Annotated in this window: 20 protein-coding genes; 7 read left to right on the top strand and 13 right to left on the bottom strand. The window is 68.6% G+C overall.

All coding sequences use genetic code 11. The features are described from left to right. Positions 1 to 28: 28 nt before the first annotated feature. A complete protein-coding gene (locus CJEDD_RS01775) occupies positions 29 to 1,249 on the top strand; it encodes a geranylgeranyl reductase family protein (protein ID WP_042405775.1) in 1,221 nt (406 codons plus the stop codon). Positions 1,250 to 1,270: 21 nt separating this feature from the next. Here CJEDD_RS01775 and CJEDD_RS01770 read toward each other — a convergent pair whose 3' ends face one another. Continuing rightward, entirely contained in the window at positions 1,271 to 1,963 is a 693-nt protein-coding gene (locus tag CJEDD_RS01770; protein WP_042405777.1) for a demethylmenaquinone methyltransferase, read from the bottom strand. A 93-nt stretch (positions 1,964 to 2,056) separates the two neighbouring features. Between CJEDD_RS01770 and CJEDD_RS01765 the strand changes: the two genes are divergently transcribed. From CJEDD_RS01765 to CJEDD_RS01750, 4 genes are read left to right on the top strand one after another with little or no spacing between them, the layout of a single operon-like run. Beyond that, a complete protein-coding gene (locus CJEDD_RS01765; RefSeq protein ID WP_038609556.1) occupies positions 2,057 to 2,293 on the top strand; it encodes a tudor domain-containing protein in 237 nt (78 codons plus the stop codon). Positions 2,294 to 2,329: 36 nt separating this feature from the next. Next, positions 2,330 to 3,253, top strand: coding sequence for a metal ABC transporter substrate-binding protein (locus tag CJEDD_RS01760; protein ID WP_042405779.1), 924 nt, complete (start codon positions 2,330 to 2,332; stop codon positions 3,251 to 3,253). Then, positions 3,250 to 3,975, top strand: a complete 726-nt coding sequence (locus CJEDD_RS01755; RefSeq protein WP_034997179.1) for a metal ABC transporter ATP-binding protein — start codon at positions 3,250 to 3,252, stop codon at positions 3,973 to 3,975. The genes CJEDD_RS01760 and CJEDD_RS01755 overlap by 4 nt, the downstream gene beginning before the upstream one ends. Continuing rightward, on the top strand, positions 3,972 to 4,895 hold the full coding sequence (locus tag CJEDD_RS01750; protein WP_042405781.1) for a metal ABC transporter permease: 924 nt from the start codon (positions 3,972 to 3,974) through the stop codon (positions 4,893 to 4,895). The genes CJEDD_RS01755 and CJEDD_RS01750 overlap by 4 nt, the downstream gene beginning before the upstream one ends. Here the strand turns inward: CJEDD_RS01750 and CJEDD_RS01745 are convergent. The 11 genes from CJEDD_RS01745 to CJEDD_RS01695 form a co-directional block, all read right to left on the bottom strand. Continuing rightward, positions 4,796 to 5,473 carry a metal-dependent transcriptional regulator gene (locus CJEDD_RS01745; RefSeq protein ID WP_042405783.1) on the bottom strand — a complete coding sequence of 226 codons (678 nt, stop codon included), beginning with the start codon at positions 5,471 to 5,473 and terminating at the stop codon, positions 4,796 to 4,798. The two genes, CJEDD_RS01750 and CJEDD_RS01745, sit on opposite strands and share 100 nt — an antisense overlap. A gap of 32 nt (positions 5,474 to 5,505) precedes the next feature. After that, the gene (locus CJEDD_RS01740; protein ID WP_042405785.1) at positions 5,506 to 6,729 is read right to left on the bottom strand and encodes a glycosyltransferase family 4 protein; all 1,224 of its coding nucleotides are present in this window, start codon (positions 6,727 to 6,729) and stop codon (positions 5,506 to 5,508) included. A gap of 6 nt (positions 6,730 to 6,735) precedes the next feature. Further along, positions 6,736 to 6,924, bottom strand: coding sequence for a hypothetical protein (locus CJEDD_RS01735; protein WP_042405786.1), 189 nt, complete (start codon positions 6,922 to 6,924; stop codon positions 6,736 to 6,738). Next, the gene (locus CJEDD_RS01730) at positions 6,921 to 7,403 is read right to left on the bottom strand and encodes a DUF3592 domain-containing protein (RefSeq protein ID WP_042405788.1); all 483 of its coding nucleotides are present in this window, start codon (positions 7,401 to 7,403) and stop codon (positions 6,921 to 6,923) included. Before CJEDD_RS01730 ends, CJEDD_RS01735 begins: the two co-directional genes overlap by 4 nt. Then, positions 7,400 to 9,007 carry a 2-succinyl-5-enolpyruvyl-6-hydroxy-3-cyclohexene-1-carboxylic-acid synthase gene (menD, locus tag CJEDD_RS01725; RefSeq protein ID WP_042405809.1) on the bottom strand — a complete coding sequence of 536 codons (1,608 nt, stop codon included), beginning with the start codon at positions 9,005 to 9,007 and terminating at the stop codon, positions 7,400 to 7,402. Before menD ends, CJEDD_RS01730 begins: the two co-directional genes overlap by 4 nt. A gap of 5 nt (positions 9,008 to 9,012) precedes the next feature. Next, positions 9,013 to 9,534, bottom strand: coding sequence for a hypothetical protein (locus CJEDD_RS01720; RefSeq protein ID WP_052333732.1), 522 nt, complete (start codon positions 9,532 to 9,534; stop codon positions 9,013 to 9,015). A 28-nt stretch (positions 9,535 to 9,562) separates the two neighbouring features. Then, positions 9,563 to 11,143 carry an SLC13 family permease gene (locus tag CJEDD_RS01715; RefSeq protein WP_042405791.1) on the bottom strand — a complete coding sequence of 527 codons (1,581 nt, stop codon included), beginning with the start codon at positions 11,141 to 11,143 and terminating at the stop codon, positions 9,563 to 9,565. Positions 11,144 to 11,192: 49 nt separating this feature from the next. Beyond that, a complete protein-coding gene (locus CJEDD_RS01710) occupies positions 11,193 to 12,155 on the bottom strand; it encodes an o-succinylbenzoate synthase (protein WP_042405793.1) in 963 nt (320 codons plus the stop codon). Positions 12,156 to 12,227: 72 nt separating this feature from the next. Beyond that, entirely contained in the window at positions 12,228 to 12,497 is a 270-nt protein-coding gene (locus CJEDD_RS01705; protein WP_042405795.1) for a hypothetical protein, read from the bottom strand. Continuing rightward, entirely contained in the window at positions 12,497 to 14,425 is a 1,929-nt protein-coding gene (feoB, locus tag CJEDD_RS01700) for a ferrous iron transport protein B (protein WP_042405796.1), read from the bottom strand. The genes CJEDD_RS01705 and feoB overlap by 1 nt, the downstream gene beginning before the upstream one ends. Beyond that, complete coding sequence (locus CJEDD_RS01695) at positions 14,425 to 14,661, bottom strand: FeoA family protein (protein ID WP_042405797.1); 237 nt, start codon at positions 14,659 to 14,661, stop codon at positions 14,425 to 14,427. The genes feoB and CJEDD_RS01695 overlap by 1 nt, the downstream gene beginning before the upstream one ends. A 61-nt stretch (positions 14,662 to 14,722) precedes the next feature. Here CJEDD_RS01695 and CJEDD_RS01690 point away from each other — a divergent pair, with 61 nt between their 5' ends. Then, the gene (locus CJEDD_RS01690; RefSeq protein WP_042405798.1) at positions 14,723 to 15,655 is read left to right on the top strand and encodes a 1,4-dihydroxy-2-naphthoyl-CoA synthase; all 933 of its coding nucleotides are present in this window, start codon (positions 14,723 to 14,725) and stop codon (positions 15,653 to 15,655) included. Here the strand turns inward: CJEDD_RS01690 and CJEDD_RS01685 are convergent. Further along, positions 15,652 to 17,016 (bottom strand): M20 family metallopeptidase, encoded by a 1,365-nt coding sequence (locus CJEDD_RS01685; RefSeq protein ID WP_042405800.1) that lies wholly within the window; start codon positions 17,014 to 17,016, stop codon positions 15,652 to 15,654. The two genes, CJEDD_RS01690 and CJEDD_RS01685, sit on opposite strands and share 4 nt — an antisense overlap. A gap of 146 nt (positions 17,017 to 17,162) precedes the next feature. Between CJEDD_RS01685 and CJEDD_RS01680 the strand changes: the two genes are divergently transcribed. Continuing rightward, positions 17,163 to 18,194: a hypothetical protein gene (locus CJEDD_RS01680; RefSeq protein WP_157034412.1), complete on the top strand. Its 1,032-nt coding sequence runs from the start codon at positions 17,163 to 17,165 to the stop codon at positions 18,192 to 18,194.

Genomic DNA, 18,194 nt, shown 5'->3' with positions numbered 1-18,194 from the left:
CCGCGCACGAGCGGGTGGCGCTGGCACAATGTGGCGGGTGAGTGAGTACTTCGACCTCGTCGTCGTCGGCGCGGGCCCGGCCGGGTCCGCCGCAGCGATCGCCGGGCAGCGCGCCGGCATGGGCACATTGCTTCTCGACGCCCTGCCGGCCCACCGCGACAAAACCTGCGGGGACGGGTTGACCCCTCGGGCCGTCGATACGCTAGAGCTCCTCGGCCTCCCCGTCCCGGCGTACCGCAACCGGGGCCTGAAGCTGCACGGCTACGGCGGCGACGTCGAGGCGCCGTGGCCGCGCGGCGAGGGGTCCGCCTCCCCGCGTGCCACGTTCGACGCCATGCTTGTCGGCGAAGCTGCGCGCGCCGGCGCGACCATCCGCCAGGGCTGTCCCGCCACCGGCGTGCAGCTCGAGCGCGGGGCGATCCGCGCCGTGGAGACGCCGCGCGGCGAGGTGCGGGCCCGGCGGGTGATCGTCGCGGACGGGGTGCGCTCCCCCTTTGGCAAACTCCTCGGGCGCGCCTGGCACAAGGAGCACGTCTACGGCATCGCGGCGCGCTCCTACTGCGCCTCGCCGTTTTCGAGCGAGCCGTGGATGCACTCCCACGTCGAACTGCGCGACGCCGGCGGCGCGATCCAGCCCGGCTACGGCTGGATCTTCCCGCTCGGCGACGGGCACGTCAACCTCGGCTGCGGCGCGCTGTCCACCGACGCGCGCCCGGCGAAGGTGAACACGAAGAAGCTGCTTGCGCAGTACGCCGCGCAGCAGCGCGAGGCGTGGCAGCTCGGCGAGCCGGAACGCGTGGCGTCGGCGCTGCTGCCGATGGGCGGGGCGGTGTCGAACGTGGCGGGGCCGAACTGGGCGCTCGTGGGCGACGCGGCGGCGTGCGTGAACCCGCTCAACGGCGAGGGCATCGACTACGGGCTGGAGACGGCGGTGCTCGCCGTCGGGCTCATGGGGCAGGTCGACGACCTCACGCTCGCGTGGCCGGCGCTGCTGCGCGAAACGTACGGCGACGCGTTCGCGCTCGCGCGCACCCTCGCCCGGCTGCTCACCTACCCGCAGTTCCTGCCGCTCGCGGGGCCGGTGGCGCTGCGCGGGCTGGGCGGGCGCACCCTCATGCCGGCGGCGGCGCGGCTCATGGGCAACCTCGTCGCGGACGAGGACCGGGACCTCGTCGCCCGGGCGTGGCGCCTGGCAGGGCGGGCGGCGCGGGGCGCGCAGCCGGGCGAGCCGCTGTGGGACGCGCGCTAGGCCGGCTTCACCGCGCCGGCTTCACCGCGCTGGCTTCACCGCGCTGTGCAGCGCGACGATGCCGCCGGAGAGGTTGAGCCAGCTCGCGTCCGTCCATCCGTTGTCGTTGATGGCGGCGGCGAGCTCCTCCTGGCCGGGCCAGGCGCGGATGGACTCGGCGAGGTACTCGTAGGCCTCCGCGTTCGAGGAGAACACCTTCGCCACCGCCGGCAGCGCGAGCGGCAGGTACTCCTTGTACAGCGTGCGGAAGCCGGGCACGACGGGCGTGGAGAACTCGTTGACGGCGAGGCGCCCGCCCGGCTTGGTCACGCGCGCCATCTCGCGCAGGCCCGCCTCGAAGTCGTGGACGTTGCGCAGCCCGTAGGAGATGGTCACCGCGTCGAAGGTGTCATCCGCAAACGGCAGGTGCATCGCGTCGCCGACGACCTTGGGCACGTCGCGGTCCTTGCCGGCGGCGAGCATGCCCTGGGAAAAGTCGCAGGCCACCACCCACGCGCCGGACTTGCCCAGCTCCACGGTGGACACGGCGGTGCCGGCGGCCAGATCGAGCACGAGCTCGCCGGGCTTTAAGTCCAGGCGCTCGCGGGTGCGACGTCGCCAGTACTTGTCCAAGCCGAACGACAGCACGGTGTTGGTGATGTCGTAGTTTTTGCCCACGTCGTCGAACATACCGGCAACGTCGAAGGGCTTTTTGTCCAGATCCGCCTTGGCCATGGTGCGCAAGTCTACTTTGCCACCCACAAACGGAGGCCGTACGACAACACAACACTTGCAAGTTCGGCGTGCCGAACTTTATTATTCGCCGGTATGGGACTTGATGACTCCAACATGGGCGCATGGCTCGAAGCCATCGCATTGTTCGAGACCGCCCGCGAAGGCGACTACCTCGCGTCCGCGCGGCTCGTGCGCTCCAGCGCCAACCCGGAAGACGTCACGCTCAACCTGATGCGGCTGCTCGCCGTCTACCTGCACGACGAATCCCCGGAAAAGCTCGACCGATTCATTGCCACGTCCCACCGCGTCGGCCCGCCGCCGCTTCTCTAACCGCACGGAAAAGTACACAGAAAGAAAAGGACCAACATGTTGAAATCCAAGGTGCTCGCGCTCGCCGCCACGGCTGCGCTAACTGCCGGCCTGGCAGGCTGTTCGCAGGACAGCGCCGACGCCGCAGGCGGCAAAGACACCCCCGTGGTACTCACCACGTTCACGGTGATCCAGGACATCGCTTCGAACGTCGCCGGCGACCACCTGCGGGTGGAGTCCATCACCAAACCCGGCGCGGAAATCCACGGCTACGAGCCCACCCCGGGCGACATCTCGCGCGCCTCCGACGCCGACCTGATCCTGGACAACGGCATGAATCTGGAAAGCTGGTTCTCCCAGTTCGTCTCCGACCTGGACGTGCCCCACGCCGTGGTCAGCGAAGGTGTCGACCCGATCGACATCGCGGAGGACGCCTACGCCGGCAAGCCCAACCCGCACGCCTGGATGAGTCCGGTGAACGTGCAGAAGTACGTGGACAACATCGTCGACGCGTTCAGCGAACTCGACCCGGAGCACGCCGATGATTTCAAGGCCAACGGCGAAACATACAAGCAGGAACTGCAGGCTGTGCAAGACGAGCTGGAGACCAAGCTCGCCGCTGTCCCCGACAAGCAGCGCGCCTTGGTCACCTGCGAAGGTGCGTTCTCCTATCTGGCTCGCGACGCGAAGCTCAAGGAGCGCTACATCTGGCCGGTCAACTCGGAGCAGCAAGCCACCCCGCAGCAGATCGCCGGCGCGATCGAGTTTGTGAAGGAAAACAACGTCCCGTCTGTGTTCTGTGAATCCACGGTCTCTAACGCGCCGATGATGCAGGTCGTGAAGGCCACCGGCGCGGAGTACGGCGGCACCCTCTACGTCGATTCGCTTTCTGAGGAAAACGGTCCGGTGCCGACCTACCTGGATCTGATTCGCCACGACACGAAGGTGATCATCGACGGTTTGAACGGGGGCAAGCAGTGATCCCCGCAATCGCGGTTGACGATGTTGCGGTGCGCTACGGCGACGTCGTCGCGCTCGACGGCGCAACTTTGAGCGTCCAACCAGGCCGTATCTGTGGGCTGATCGGGATGAACGGCGCGGGCAAATCCACGCTACTCAAGGCGATCATGGGGTTGGTCAAGCCGGATCGCGGCACGGTTCGTATCAACGGCATCGACCCCATGCGCGCCCGCAAGACGCAGGTGCTGGGCTACGTCCCGCAGAGCGAGGACGTGGACTGGCAGTTCCCGGTCACAGTGCGTGATGTGGTCATGATGGGCCGCTACGGCCACATGGGCTTTACCCGCCACGCGCGTGCGGAGGACATTGCGGCTGTGGATCGCGCGCTTGAGCGCACCCACCTTGAGTCGTTCGCAGACCGCCAGATCGGTCAGCTTTCGGGTGGCCAGAAGAAGCGTGCCTTCATCGCCCGCGGTATCGCTCAGGGTGCGAGCATCATGCTTCTCGACGAACCCTTCGCCGGCGTGGACAAACATTCCGAGGCCACCATCACTGAGCTGCTGCGTGACCTCGCGGCAGAAGGCACCACTATTTTTGTGGTGACGCACGACCTGGTTGCCTTGCCCCAGCTCGCGCCGGAGACAGTGCTGTTGAACCGCCGGGTGTTGATGCACGCCCCGACTGAAGTGGTGTTAGAGCCGGACAATTTGGTACAGGGCTTCGGTATGGGGGTGTCAGCATGATTGCGCTGCTTACGGAGCCGTTTGGGTACGAGTTCATGATGCGTGCGCTTGCGACCTCGCTGGTGGCGTCGATTGTCTGCGCGCTGTTGTCGTGCTGGCTGGTGTTGGTTGGCTGGTCGCTGATGGGCGATGCGGTAAGCCACGCTGTCCTGCCCGGCGTGGTGCTGGCCTACATTCTGGGCGTGCCGTTTGCCGTCGGCGCGGTGGTGTTCGGGTTCCTTGCGGTGGCACTGATCGGGCTGGTGCGCGATACGTCCCGGGTGAAGGAGGATGCGGCCATTGGCATTGTGTTCACCACCATGTTCGCGCTGGGGCTCGTGCTCATTTCGGTAACCCCTTCGCAAACGGATCTGAACCACATCATCTTCGGCAATCTGCTTGGTGTGTCCCGTGGGGACCTGCTGCAGGTGGCCATCCTGGGAGCGATCGTGTTGAGCGTGCTGGTGCTCAAGCGGCGCGACTTCACCCTCTACGCGTTCGATCCCACCCATGCACACGCGATTGGGTTGAATCCGCGCCTGCTCGGTGCGGCCCTGCTGGCACTGCTGGCGCTGACGTCAGTGGTGGCACTCCAGGCCGTTGGCGTGATCCTGGTGGTGGCGATGCTGATCATCCCGGGTGCGACCGCCTACCTGCTCACCAACAAATTCGGCACGATGCTGATCATCGCCCCGACCATGTCGGCGGCGTGTGCGATTGTGGGCCTGTACTGCTCCTACTACCTGGACACGGCCTCTGGCGGCATGATCGTGCTCGCCCAAGGTGTGGTGTTTGGTGTGGTGTACCTGTTCGGCCCGCATGGGGTGCTGCGGGGTCGTCGTTACGCATCCACGCGCACGAAGACGGAATCCGTGGCTTCCTCGCCGAGCGGCACCGCCTCCGCCGCGCCGGCAAGCCGGACCGCGACCGCGCCGGAGTAAGGGGCACCCTCTCCCACCTCGAGGGTTGCGCCGACGACGAGCCCGTGACTGTCGAAGAATTGCAGCAGTTTCGGGTCGTCGTCCGCGATGCGCTCGATCGTGGCCGTGCGCCCGGGTTGCACACCGGTCAGCGGTACCGCCGCGGGGGTGTCGACGCGGCCGCTGGCTGAGGGGATGGGGTCGCCGTGGGGGTCGCGGCTGGGGTAGTCCAAAAACGCGTCGATGCGGTCGACCATGAAGTCGCTCACCGAGTGTTCGAGGTTTTCGGCCTCGTCGTGCACCTGGTCCCAGGTGTAGCCCAACGCCTCCACCAAAAACGTTTCAATCAGGCGGTGGCGGCGGATCATCGCCACCGCGTACGTGCGGCCTGTGTCGGTCAGCTCGACGGCGCCGTAGGGCTTGTGCTCCACCAGGCCCTGCTCGCCGAGCTTGCGCACCCCGTCGGAGACGGTGGATTTGCGCAGTCCAAGGTGCTTGGCCACTGACGACGGTGTCACCGGCGTATCTGACCACTCCGAAAGCGCCCAGATGCCTTTGAGGTAGTTCTGGGTGCTGGTGGACAGGTCGCCGACGGACATGCTCGCCACTCTACTTGGCGGCGCGCTTGCGCTTACGCGGTGTCGTCGCGCCGCGCTTGCCTGCGGGGTTGGCCCAGGCGTGCCGGCGCCCAGCGCGGCAGGGCCACGTCGCGGCCGAACAGGTGCACCACGTTGCGCTCGTAGGCGTCCAGCACCTCGGAGTAGTAACCCAGCAGCTGGTCGCCGAGCGCGGCCCACGTCTTGTTCTCCACGGACGCGCGGGCGGCGCGCTGCAGGTCGGCGTGGCGGGCGTCGTCGAGCACCCAGCGCGCGGCGTCGGGCAGCTCGGCCTCGAACGTGGGCACCTCGAGCAGCAGGCCGTTCTCGCCGTGCTTGATCAGGTCAATCGGGCCGCCGGCGCGCGGGCCGATCGTGGGCACACCGGATGCCTGGGCCTCCTGGATGGCCTGGCAGAACGTCTCAAACTCGCCGGTGTGCACGAACAGGTCCAGCGACGCGTAGGCGCGCGCCAGCTCCTCCCCGCCGAGCGGGCCGGTGAACACGGCGGTGGGCAGAAGCGCCTCGAGCTCGTCACGCTCCGGGCCGCCGCCGACGATGACGAGTTGGACCGAAGGATCGTCGACAAGCGGGGCGAGGCGATGGACACTCTTCTCCGCCGCCAGCCGCCCGATGAAGCCGACGATCTTCTTCTCCCCCGTCGGGTCCCACGCGCGGCGCAGCACCTCCGAGCGCTTCGCCGGGTTGAACAGCTCGGTGTCCACCCCGCGGCCCCAGTGGCGCACGTTCTTGATGCCGTGCGCCTCAAGCTCGCGGATATAGCTTGACGACGGCGCCAGCGTCATCTCACTCATATTGTGGATCGTGCGCGTCCACTCCCACGCGAGGTTGGCCACCATGGGCAGGTGGTACTTCGTGGCGAAGCCGGCGACGTCGGTCTGGTACAGCGCCACCGCCGGCACCCCGATCTGACGCGCGGCGAACGCGCCCGCCCCGCCGAGGACGAAGGGGCTAGCCAGGTGGATGATGTCCGGCTTGAACCCGGCGAGCGCCGCGGCGACGGTGGTGGTGGGCACGCCGATCGGCAGCGAGTCCACGAGCGGCACCATCACCGTGGGTACGCGCACGATCTCGAAGCCGAGGTAGTCCGGGATCTCGTCTTGGAAGTCGCGCGCGCCCGGCGCGACCACCATCGCCTCATGGCCCTCGCGCTTGAGGTGCTCGAGCACCCGCAGCACCGAGTTGGTCACACCGTTGACGTTCGGCAGAAACGATTCCGCGACGATTCCCACACGCATGTCTGCTTACTTTTCCACACTCAGGCGAACCACGGCCCAACCGGAGTTAAACGCCGCGTGAATTTTCCCCGCTACCCTGGCCCGCATGCACGAGAACGACATGGAACGCATCCGCTCCGGCGAGTGGTACCTGCCCGGCGGGGACGAGCCGAACGCTGCCAGCTCATCACCGTCGAGCGCCGGCGCGATGGTCATGCCGGGGGTGACGGTCGGGGATACCCTCGTCGCCGGGGTGCCGGCGACGGTGAAGCGTTCGCTTCTCGACGCCCCTCCGGCACCCACCGACTGACCCCCGCCCACGCGCCGGCCGCGATGAGCGTGGCCACCGCGAGCACCGACAGCGCCGGGCGCAGCGCGAGCGCCCAGCCGCGGCCTTCCACCTTGACCAGGTCCGTGTTCGACTTCGCGTACGTCACCCACACCTGCTGGCCCTCCCCCAACCCCGTCGGGTAGAGCACGCCCCCGGGCGGGGAGACGAGCTGGCCGTCCTCCGTCTGGTACTCGATGTAGGTGCGCCAGCGCCCCACCTCGGTGACGGTGGCGGAGCCGCGGCCGGGGTCGGCGTGGATGCGCGCGTCGTTGATCGCGGGGCCACCGACCATGGCGACGCACCCGAGCAGCGCGAACGCGTACAGCGCCAGCACGAGCTGGTGCCCCCGGCGCCGCCACCTCACCGGTTCAGCCGCTCCGCGAGCGCGCGCCGCGTGGCGCGAGTTGTGGCGGCCTCGACGACGGCGATCGGCTGCGGCTCCGCCTCGAGCTCGAGCAGTACCTCGCCCAGCTCGGCGAGGGTGTCCGCGCGCCGGTACGCCGCGCCGTACGCCTCGGCGAGCTTGGCCACGTCGGTGCCGTGGGGCGTGCCGAACGCTCGCTCGAACGCGCCGCGCACGCCCGCGCCGCCGGGCTCGAGGCCCTCGAAGATGCCGCCGCCGTCGTCGTTGGCCACGACGATGGTGAGGTTGCCCGGGCGCGGCTCGTCGGGGCCGATGAGCAGGCCGTTGACGTCGTGGAGGAACGTCAGGTCCCCCATGAGCGCGACGGTGCGCGGCGCGCGGATCTCGTCGGGACGCAACGCCTGGGTGGCCAGCGCGACGCCGACGGCCTGGGAGACGGTGCCGTCGATGCCGGCCGCGCCCCGGGCCGCGTACGCGTCGACGCCGTCGAAGGGCATGCCCACGAACGAGGCGTCGCGCACCGGGTTCGAGGACCCGAGCATGAGCGTGTCGCCCACGGCGAGGGTGTCGCACACCGCGGCGGCGACGTGGAGGCCGGTGAAGCCGAACTCCTCCTCGGCGAGCGCGGTGCGCACGGTCTCCGCGCCGACCTCGCCGGCGGCCTCGCAGATCTTGATCCACGTGTCCGTCGGCTGCCCGGTGGCGTTAACGCGCGAGCCGCGCCGATCCGGGTGCCCGGTGAACGTGTCCGTGCGCGAGAGGCCGATCACCTCGATGTCTGGGTCGGCGAGCAGCGCCATGACGTCGCGGTGCAGCGTCGGGTGGCCCACGACGACGACCTGCTCCGGCTTCGTGTTCGCGGCGAAGTCGCCCCCGTCGTGGGAGATGGCCACCTGCGACTGCGCGAAGAACCGCGCGGCCAGCGGGTGCACCTGGTGGAACGGCGCCGGCGCGGTCGGCTCGGCGATGGTGGGCACGTGCTCGAGGCCGGGCACCTCCCAGGCCTCGTCGCCGGCGATGACCAGCGTGTCGCGGGTGAGGTCCACGTCTACCGCGCCGTGATCGACGAGCCCGCGCGCCCCCTCCAGGGCGCCGGGGCCGACGCGGCGTGGCTGCCCCACTTCCTCGGGCAGGGCCTCGGGCACGAGCGGGGTGTCTAGGGCGACGTTGATGTGCACCTGCCCCGCGGCGAAGGTTGCCGCGTGGACGTCGTCAAGCGATGCCACCTGCTGCGTCGCGGCGTAGCGGCCGAAGATGCCCTGCTGCCAGATCGTCTGGCTCGCGCCGGTGCCCACGAGGCGCTCCGGGCGGTCAGCGCTGACCACAGCGAGCGGGGTGTGGGACATGTGTGCCTCAATGACGGCCGGGTACGCGTTGGCCACGGCGGTGCCGGACGTCATCACCACCGCCACGTGGCGGCGCTGCACGCGCGCGAGGCCGAGTGCGGTGAAGGCGGCGGAACGTTCGTCGATACGCATGTGCACCGTGACGTCCCGGCGCGCGAGCAGCGCGTACGCAAGCGGCGAGTTGCGCGAGCCCGGGCTCATGACCACATCGGTGCAATGCGTGGCGACGAGCTCCGCCACCGCCGACGCCACCTCCATCGCCGTCACTGCTGCTGCTCCTGGAGGAACTCGTCCGCGCCGCCGCGGATCTGGTCGATGATGTCGCGCACCTCGCGCTGGATGTCGGTCTCGCGCGGCTGCGGCTCCTCCGGCGGCAGCGTGGCGGTCGGGTCCTCGCGGTCGCGGAAGATCGACGGGAACTTCGTGGTCGTCTGCGTCTTCGTCTGCACCTCGGTGGTGGTCTGCGTGACCGTCTTCGTCTCCGTCACCGCGGGCTTGTCCGCCTCCTCGGCCGCGCCGCGCCAGAGGAAGAAGAGGACGACGGCGGCGATGAAGCTCAGCGCCGCGATGATGCCGAGCGCGATCGAGCCCGCGCTGGTGCCCTTCTCGGGCTCCGGCTCGTAGTAGGGCTGCTCGTACTGGGGTGCGTAGGCCGGCTGCTCGTAGGCCGGCTGTTGGTAGCCCTGCTCGTAGTAGGCCGCGGACTGGTCCGGGAAGTACTGCTTCGGGCGCTCGCGCCGCGGCGGCTCGCCCTGGGGGCTGTACTGTCTCGTCTCGTTATCCATGCGCAACAGACTAGCGCGCGCGGTTGCGCTAGAGCACGAGCCCGAAGACCGGCACCGCGATGAAGTACGTGGCCAGCGCGATGAGCACAAGCGCAATGACGTTGAGCCAGATGCCGCCCTTGATCATCTCGCCCATGGTGACGTAGCCCGAGGAGTACGCGATCGCGTTCGGCGGGGTGGCCACCGGGAGCATGAACGCGCACGTGGCGGACAGCGCGACCGGGATGGCGAGGAGCAGGACGTTCATCTCCGTGGCGTCGGTCAGCCCGATGCCCACGGCGACGCCGCCCATGATGGGCAGGAACGTCGCGGCGGTGGCGGTGTTCGACGTCAGCTCCGTTAGCGCGAGCACGAGCGCGGCGACGGCGAGGATGAGCAGGAACATCGGCAGGCTGGACAGGCCCTTCGCCTTCTCGCCGATCCACAGCGACAGGCCCGTCGCGGTGAACATGGCGGACAGGGAGAGGCCGCCGCCGAAGAGGAGGAGCACGTCCCACGGCATCTCGTTCGCGGTCTCCCAGTCGAGCAGGCGCTTGCCGTTCGCCGTACCCGGGACGATGAACATGGCCAGGCCGGCGATGATGCCGACGATGGCGTCGTCGTACGGGAAGTCCCAGCCGAACGCGTTGATGCCCAGGGGGATGAAGATCCAGGCGAGCGCGGCGACGAGGAAGATCAGCCCGACGGTGATCTGCGGGAAGGTCCAGGGGCCGAGCTTCTTGAGCTCGTCGTCAATGAGTTCCTTGCCGCCCGGGATATGGTCGATCTCCGGCTTGAACACGGTAACGAGCACCCACCACGCGACGAACGTGAACACGATGGCCACCGGCATGCCCACGAGCATCCATTGCCCGAAGCCGATGGAGATGCCGTGCGCCTCCTCCATGTAGCCCTTGAGCAGCGCGTTCGGCGGGGTGCCAATGAGCGTGCCCAGCGAGCCGATCGACGCCGCATACGCGATCGCCAACATCAGCGCGGTAGCGAACCTCTTCTGTTTGTCCATGCCTCCGACGGTGTCCGCGGTGAGCATGAGCACCGACGTGCCGATGGGCAGCATGACCACGGCGGTGGCAGTGTTGGAGACCCACATGGACATAAAGCCCGTGGCGATCATGAACCCCAAGATGATGCGCTTCGGCGAGGTGCCCACCACCTTGACCACCATGAGCGCGAGGCGGCGGTGCAGGTTCCAGCGCTGCAGGCCGAGTGCCATGAGGAAGCCGCCCATGAACAGGAAGATCGTCGCCGACGCGTACGGCGATGAGACCTCCTTGAACGGGGCGACGCCCGCGAGCGGGAACACGGCGATGGGGATGAGTGCGGTGGCGGCGAGCGGGATCGCCTCCGTCATCCACCACACGGCCATGAGCACGGTGGTCGCGGCGACGACGCGCATCGACGTCGCCGAGTAGTCCACCCCCTCCTTCGCGCCGGAGGACTGGCTGACCACGTCCGCGGCGCCGGACGGGAAGATGAAGTACACAAGCGCGGCGAGGGCCACACCGAGGAGGAGGCCGATGAGCTGGCGACGCCACTCGCCGGGCGTGGGGGCCTTGGCGAGGTCACCGTCGGACAGTGCGGCGGAATCGTGGATCACGGGAGTCGACATGTCGCAAAGATTAGCCCACTCCCCCCGTTTCCCACACGGATGTCCGGAATTACATCCGGATTTGGGGGTTGCGCCCCAGCACCTCCACGCAGGCGCGGACGCGTTCGAACCACCAGTCCCGGCGCTTCCCCGGCGCGCGCAGCCCGTGAAGACGGTCCGGATCGGGGGTGGTGCGGGTGACCGTGAGGTGGCCGTCGATAAGCTTCCGCGGCGCGGCGACATCCTCCACGAACAGCCGTTGCGTGGCCAGCCCGGCCGCGCGCGAGCTGGTGAGCTTGGCGGCCACCAGGCCCGCGTCCATGCCCACGGCGGTGTCCAGGGCGCTGGCCACCGTGACGTCGAGTGCGAGGTCGCGCGCGATGCGCACAAGCCTATCGACGCCACCTAACGGCGCCACCTTGCACACCGCCACATCCGCCGCCTCGAGCTCGGCCACGCGGTAGGGGTCGGCGGCCCGGCGGATGGACTCGTCCGCCGCGATCGCCGTCCTGGTGCGCTTTCTCACCTCCGCGAGCTCCTCCACGGTGGGGCAGGGCTGCTCGATGTACTCCAGCTCCCCGAGCTTCTCGGCGGCCTCGACAGCCTCGTCCACACTCCAGCCGCGGTTGGCGTCCACGCGCAGTTTCGCGTCGGGGCGCAGCCGGCGAACGGCGTTGACGCGCCGGAGGTCGTCGTCAAGCGACTGCCCCTTCTCCGCGACCTTGATCTTGAACGTGCTCACGCCGGGGTAGCGCGCAAGGACGGGCTCGACGTCGTCGACGGCGGGGATGGTGCCGTTGACCTCGACGGTGCCTTCGGCCTTTGGCAGGCCGGTGAACGCGGACTCGATGCCCGCGCGCAGCCAGGCGGCCGATTCTTGCGGGCCGTACTCCGTGAACGGGGAGAACTCGCCCCAGCCGGCGGGGCCGTCGATGAGCAGGGCCTCGCGGGTGGTGATGCCGCGGAATGTCACGGCCATGGGAAGCGCCACGACGTGAGCGCGCTCGAGGATTGCGTCGGCGGAAGGCAGCATGGGTTGCTTTATACCTCTTTATAGGTCGGGGGAGTTATAAAGAGATATAAAGCGGGTACAGCTGCCAGCGAGTTATTGTGGCCGCTTTGTCAGCACGAGCGCGACCGGGCCCTTCGGCCGATCCGCGCACGTCATGCCGCTCGCCGCGGCGGCAATGCAGGAGCTGCAGTTCCCGCCGGCGCACGACGAGCCAAGCTCCTCCAACGTGAGGTGCCCGGTGCGCTCGAGGTGGTGGACCACGGCGTCCACGGTGGAATCGGTCAGCCCCGTCACGCGGCGGATGTCCGCGCGGGAGCGGGCGCCGTCCTTGATGGCGGCGACCACGGCCTGCATCGGGCGCATCAGAAGAACACCTTCAGCAGCTGGAACGTGCCCACGGCCAACGCCCACGCGAGCGCGAGCTGGCCCACCAGTCCGAGCAGCGTCCACTTCCAGCCGATCTCGCGCCGTTGGGCCGCAAGCGTGGCCACGCACGGGGTGTACGCCATAAGGAAGATCATGTAGGCCCACACCGCGGCGAGCATGTGCCCGCCGGATGCTTGGTCAAAGTCCGCGCGCACCGCGGTGGCCAGGTCGGAGGTGCCCTGTTCCTCGGGGGTGAGGTCCGACGGGTCCTCCAGCGCGTAGGTCTGTGCCCAGGTGGAAATCACCGCCTCCTTGGCCAGAAAGCCGGTGACCAACGGGCCGGTGAGCGACCAGGAGCCAAAGCCCGCGGGCTCGAACACCGGGGCCACCGCGCCGGAGGCCACGCCGTAGACGGAGTCCGCCGGCGCCAGGTCCTCGTCGCCCCAGCTGTACCCGCCCACCGCCGGGGTGGACTGCAGCGCCCAAATGACCACCACGGTGGCCACGATGATGCCGCCTGCGGTGTTGAGAAAGCCCTTCAGGCGCGACCACATCACCGACAGGGACAGGCGCGCGGTGGGCAGCTGGTAGGTGGGCAGGTCGATCACCAGCGGGTCCGAGCCCATCGTGCGCCACAGGGTGCCCCGCAGCAGTAGCCCGGCCAACACCACCAGCGCGATGGAGACCACGTACATGGCAAACACCACCGTGCCGGCGTGCTCCGGGAAGAACGTCTGCGCGAGCATCACGTACACCGTCAACCGGGCCGAGCACGAGGTGAACGGCACCAAAAGCGCGGTCAGCCGGCGCTGCTCCGGGGTGGCCAGCACGCGCGTGGCGGAGATTGCCGGCACGTTGCAGCCGAAGCCCACGATCAGCGGGATGAACGCCTTGCCCGGCAGCCCGATCGCGCGCATCAGCCGGTCCGCCACCACGGCGGCGCGGGCCATGTACCCGGAATCCTCCAGCACCGCCAAGCACAAAAACATCAGCGCCATCAGCGGCACGAACGTGAGCACCATGCCCACGCCGCCGATTAGCCCGTTGACAATGAGCCCCTGCACAAATGGGTAATCCAGGCCGATGCGCTCCAGGCCGGCGCTCGCCCAGTCCGACAGCGGGCCGGTGAAGAACGCGTCCAGCGCGTCCTGCAGGGGTGCGGCGACGGTGGTGGTGATCTGGAAGACCACAAACATCGCGGCGAGGAAGATCAGCGGGCCGGCCACCGGGTGCAGCACAACACGGTCCACGGCCTCGGTGACGGTGTCGCGGTGCTCGTCGCGCACGGTCGCGGCGGCCACCGCGTTGTCGATCCACTCGAAGCGCTCGTCGGCCTGCGCGAACTCGTCGCCGGCCGCCGCCTCACGCGCCGCTACGCCAGGTAGATGCAATTGCCTATCGACGAGCTCCGCCACCCCACCAACATCCCTGCGCCGCGGATCCAGCACCACCACCGGCACGCCGAGCTCGCGCTCGAGCACCACCGGGTCCACCTCCAGGCCCTGCTTGGCCGCCACGTCGCTCTTGGTCAGCACCACCACGAGCCGGTAGGGGAGCTCCGCCAGCTGCGCCACCAAGTACAGGCCGCGGGCCAGGTTGGAGGTGTCCACCGCCGCCAGGACGAGGTCGGGGCGGTCACGTGTGTCGTCGATAAGCAGCTCGCGCGTGAGCGCCTCGTCGGGGCTGACGGGGTCCAGCGAGTACGCGCCGGGGAAGTCGATGATGTTGTAGGTGGCGCCGGCGGGGCGCCAGACGCCGCGGGCGACCTCGACGGTGGTGCCCGGGTAATTGCCCATGGTCGCGCTCGCGCCGGTCAACGCGTTGAACAGCGTGGACTTGCCCGCGTTCGGCGCACCGACCAGCGCGATGGTGGGCGTGCCCACCGGCGCAAACTCGGCGACCGGGGCTCCGTGGCAGTCGGCCATTATGCGGCCTGCCCGTCCGGGGCGACGGTGATGCCGCGCAGGGTTTCCTTGCCCAGGGCGTAGTGGGAGCCGCGGACCTTGACCACACGGCCGCCGCCTGCGGTTGTCTGCAGCACGGTGATCGTCGCACCGGTGCGCAGCCCCAGCTCACGCAGCCGCCGCGCGGTCGGGCAGCTGATGCTCTTGATGGTGGCGTTGTGGCCGACGGGGACGTCGATAAGCACATGCTCCTGCATGCCGTTGATGTTAAAGCAAGGCTGCCCTAACTAAAAGGGGTGTATGGGTACGATTACCCCCATGCAGTACTCCACCGCCCAGCCCTTCGACCCCACCCAGTGGCGCGAGGTCGAGGGCTTCGATTTCACCGACATCACCTACCACCGCCACGTGGGTAAGGAGCGTGCCGACGGCACCGTGCGCATCGCGTTTGACCGCCCCGAGGTGCGCAACGCGTTTCGCCCCCACACCGTGGACGAGCTGTACACCGCGCTCGACCACGCGCGGCGCGACCCGTCGGTGGGCGTGGTGCTGCTCACCGGCAACGGGCCATCTGAAAAGGACGGCGGCTGGGCGTTTTGCTCCGGCGGCGACCAACGCATCCGCGGCCGCTCCGGCTACCAGTACGCGGGCGGCGAGACCGCCGAGACCGTGGACGAGGCCCGTGCGAAGACCGAGGGCGGACGCCTGCACATCCTGGAGGTGCAGCGCCTGATCCGCACGATGCCAAAGGTGGTCATCGCGGTGGTGAACGGCTGGGCGGCCGGCGGCGGGCACTCGCTGCACGTGGTGTGCGATATGACGATCGCATCGAAGGAGGAAGCGCGGTTCAAGCAGACCGACGCGGACGTCGGCTCATTCGACGCCGGCTACGGGTCGGCGTACCTGGCCAAGATGGTGGGACAGAAGTTCGCGCGCGAGATCTTCTTCCTGGGCCGCACCTACACGGCGGAAGAGATGCAGCGCATGGGCGCGGTGAACATCGTGGCCGACCACGCTTCGCTGGAAGACGAGGCGATCCAGGTCGCGCGCGAAATCAACGGCAAGTCCCCCACAGCTCAACGGATGCTCAAGTTCGCGTTCAACCTCGTCGACGACGGCCTGATGGGCCAGCAGGTCTTCGCCGGCGAGGCCACCCGCCTGGCGTACATGACCGACGAGGCGGTCGAAGGGCGCGACTCCTTTTTGGAGAAGCGTCCGCCGAACTGGGAGGAATTCCCTTTCTATTACTAGTGCTGGTCGGTCTCGCGGGCGAGCAGCTCCTCGACGGAGATCGCGCCGCCGGCGGCGTCGAACTCCTTTTTCGCATCCGCGAGCAGCTGCGGGTCGTTGAGGATGTCCGCGACAGTTTGCGCCAGCCCGACCGCGGCGTCGAACGCGCCCTCAAACGCCTGATCCGAGATCGCCGCCGCGGCGAAATCGGTGGTGTGCAACGCGGTGCCCTCCGGCGCGATCTTCACCAGCGGATGGATGCCCGGAACCAGGTGGGACACGTTGCCGAAGTCGGTCGACGCGGCCTGCGAATCCGGCAGGGTTCCCGCCGGAAGCACGTCTCGGCCGCGTGACGCTTGCGTCGCACCCCACCGCCGGGCAAGCGTCGCGTTGTTGCGGACAGGCAGCGACATCGGATGTTCGTCCCACTGCGCATCCACTGCCGTGCCCGTCATCAAGGCCGCGCCTTGAAAGATGTCCTCCACGCGCTGGCTCAAATCCATCAGCGTTTCCGTGTACAGCGAGCGGACATACAGCTGCAGCGTGGCGGTCTCGGGGATGATCGAGGCGCGGGCTCCGCCGTCGGAAAGCACCGCATGCAACCTGTCCGAAGGCGGCATCTGCTGGCGCAGCAACCCGCACCCTTGGTAGGCGAGCGTGGCCGCGTCGAGGGCGTTTCGCCCCATGTACGGCTGCATCGAGGCGTGCGCTGGCACGCCGGTAAACGTCGCGGTCAGTGTGCGGCGCCCCACCCAGACGTGGGACACAAGGTCGTAGGAAAACGGGTGGATCATCACCGCGCAATCAACGCCGTCGAGCATCCCGCCGCGGATCATGTACTCCTTGCCGGTGTGCCCCTCCTCCGCCGGGGTGCCCAGGAACACGATCCTGCCGCTGCCGCTTCCGACGGCGCCGAGGAACGCGCCGACACCGGCCGCTGCGATGACGTTGTGTCCGCAGGCGTGGCCGATGCCGGGAAGCGCGTCGTACTCGGCCAGCACGGCAACCGCGGGATGCACCGCCGGGTTGTAGTCGGCGCTGTGCCATTCGGCCCGCAGTGCCGTCGATACGCCATGCGCACCGCGTTCCACCTGGAACCCATGGCGCTCAAGAACCCCGGCGATCACCGCCTGCGCGTGGTGTTCCTCAAACGCCTCCTCTGGGTGGGCGTGCAGGTCGCGGACGATGTGGTTGAGGTCAGCGCGGATTTTCTCGACGCGCGCCTCGGCGTCTTTCCAGGACTGCAGGTGCTCAGGGCTTCTCGCGCCTAGGTCAAAGTCCGGCTCCGCCTCCGCGAGTCGATCCTGGACGGCTTCATCCATGCGCTTCAAGAACGCGCTGGAGGGAGTGGTCGGTCGGGCGGGTGGGTCGAAAGTAGCCATTGGTGCTGAGTGTTCATTGCGCGGACATTTTGATCGACGGTAACAAAAAAGCCCGCCCAACCCGTCGGAGCCAACTCCCCCGCTACTCCTAAACACCTGTACGGAAATTTCAGGGCCCTTCAAGGTCCCAGCGTTACGCTCCGGGCATGTTGAGACGAACGATGACAGCCACAATCGTCGCCGCCTCGCTGACTATGGCCGCGTGCGACGGAAACCTTCCAGACACCCCGACCACCGCTGACGCCGCCGACGCTTCCAACGCGGAGGCGGCCCCGCCCGCGGGCGACGCTCCCGAGGAGGCACCGCCCGCCGACGCTCCCGCCGCTGACCCTGTCGCGCCGGTGGCGGACGAGAACGACCTCCCCGCGCCCCCGCCTTCCTCGGCGGTACCCAATAAGCACGACGCCTACGCCGCGGCACTCGCGGACCCCGCGCAATACTTCGCCGACCAGGACGACCTCGACGGCACGTTCACCTACGACCTCATCGACGTCGACGGCGACGCCGAGCTCGAACTACTCCTGCGCGCCGGCAAGGAAGGCCCGGCACCGGTGCGGGTACTGCAGCTTCTCGACGGCACACTCACGGCCACCACCGACTACCTGGTTGACGCCGCCGGCACCTACCCCACCGTGTTCACCGCCGGTGTGCAGCCGGGACTGACGCAATACGAGACGGACGGCACGACGCTGACCGCGACCCAGTTCGAACTGCACGGCAACCGCCTGGTCAAGGCGTTCGGCCCGGAGGAGACCGTCGTGGGCAACCCGCTGGACGACGTGACCCTGATCCACTGGACGCCCACCACGGACACCGCGCAGCTGGCGGAGATGGACCAACCCGACCCATTCAACGTGCCGCGCGAGGGCACCATGAAGCAGGTCTCGGATATCCCGGAGCTCAACGACCAGTCCTACCGCGTGCAGTTCGGCACTCGCGACCGCGGCGGCCGCATCCCGGTGACCTACCCGGACCTCGGCTGCGCAGGTCTCCTCGAGCCGGTGCACGCCTCCGCCGGCGAGGATGCCCAGGACGGTTTCCGCGAGAACATCACGGAAGGCACCTGCGACAACGGCGGCACCTGGCACTTCTCCATCAACGAGTCCCGCGAGCGCGCCACCTACAACGCCCCCACCGGGCGCTACCACGCGGAGGGCCCGCTCAACCGCGCGGGCTAA

The sequence above is a fragment of the Corynebacterium jeddahense genome (assembly GCF_028609865.1).
Classification (GTDB): Bacteria; Actinomycetota; Actinomycetes; order Mycobacteriales; family Mycobacteriaceae; genus Corynebacterium; species Corynebacterium jeddahense.
Note: the sequence above shows the minus strand (reverse complement) of the source record. Positions and strands in the feature narration are given on the sequence as shown.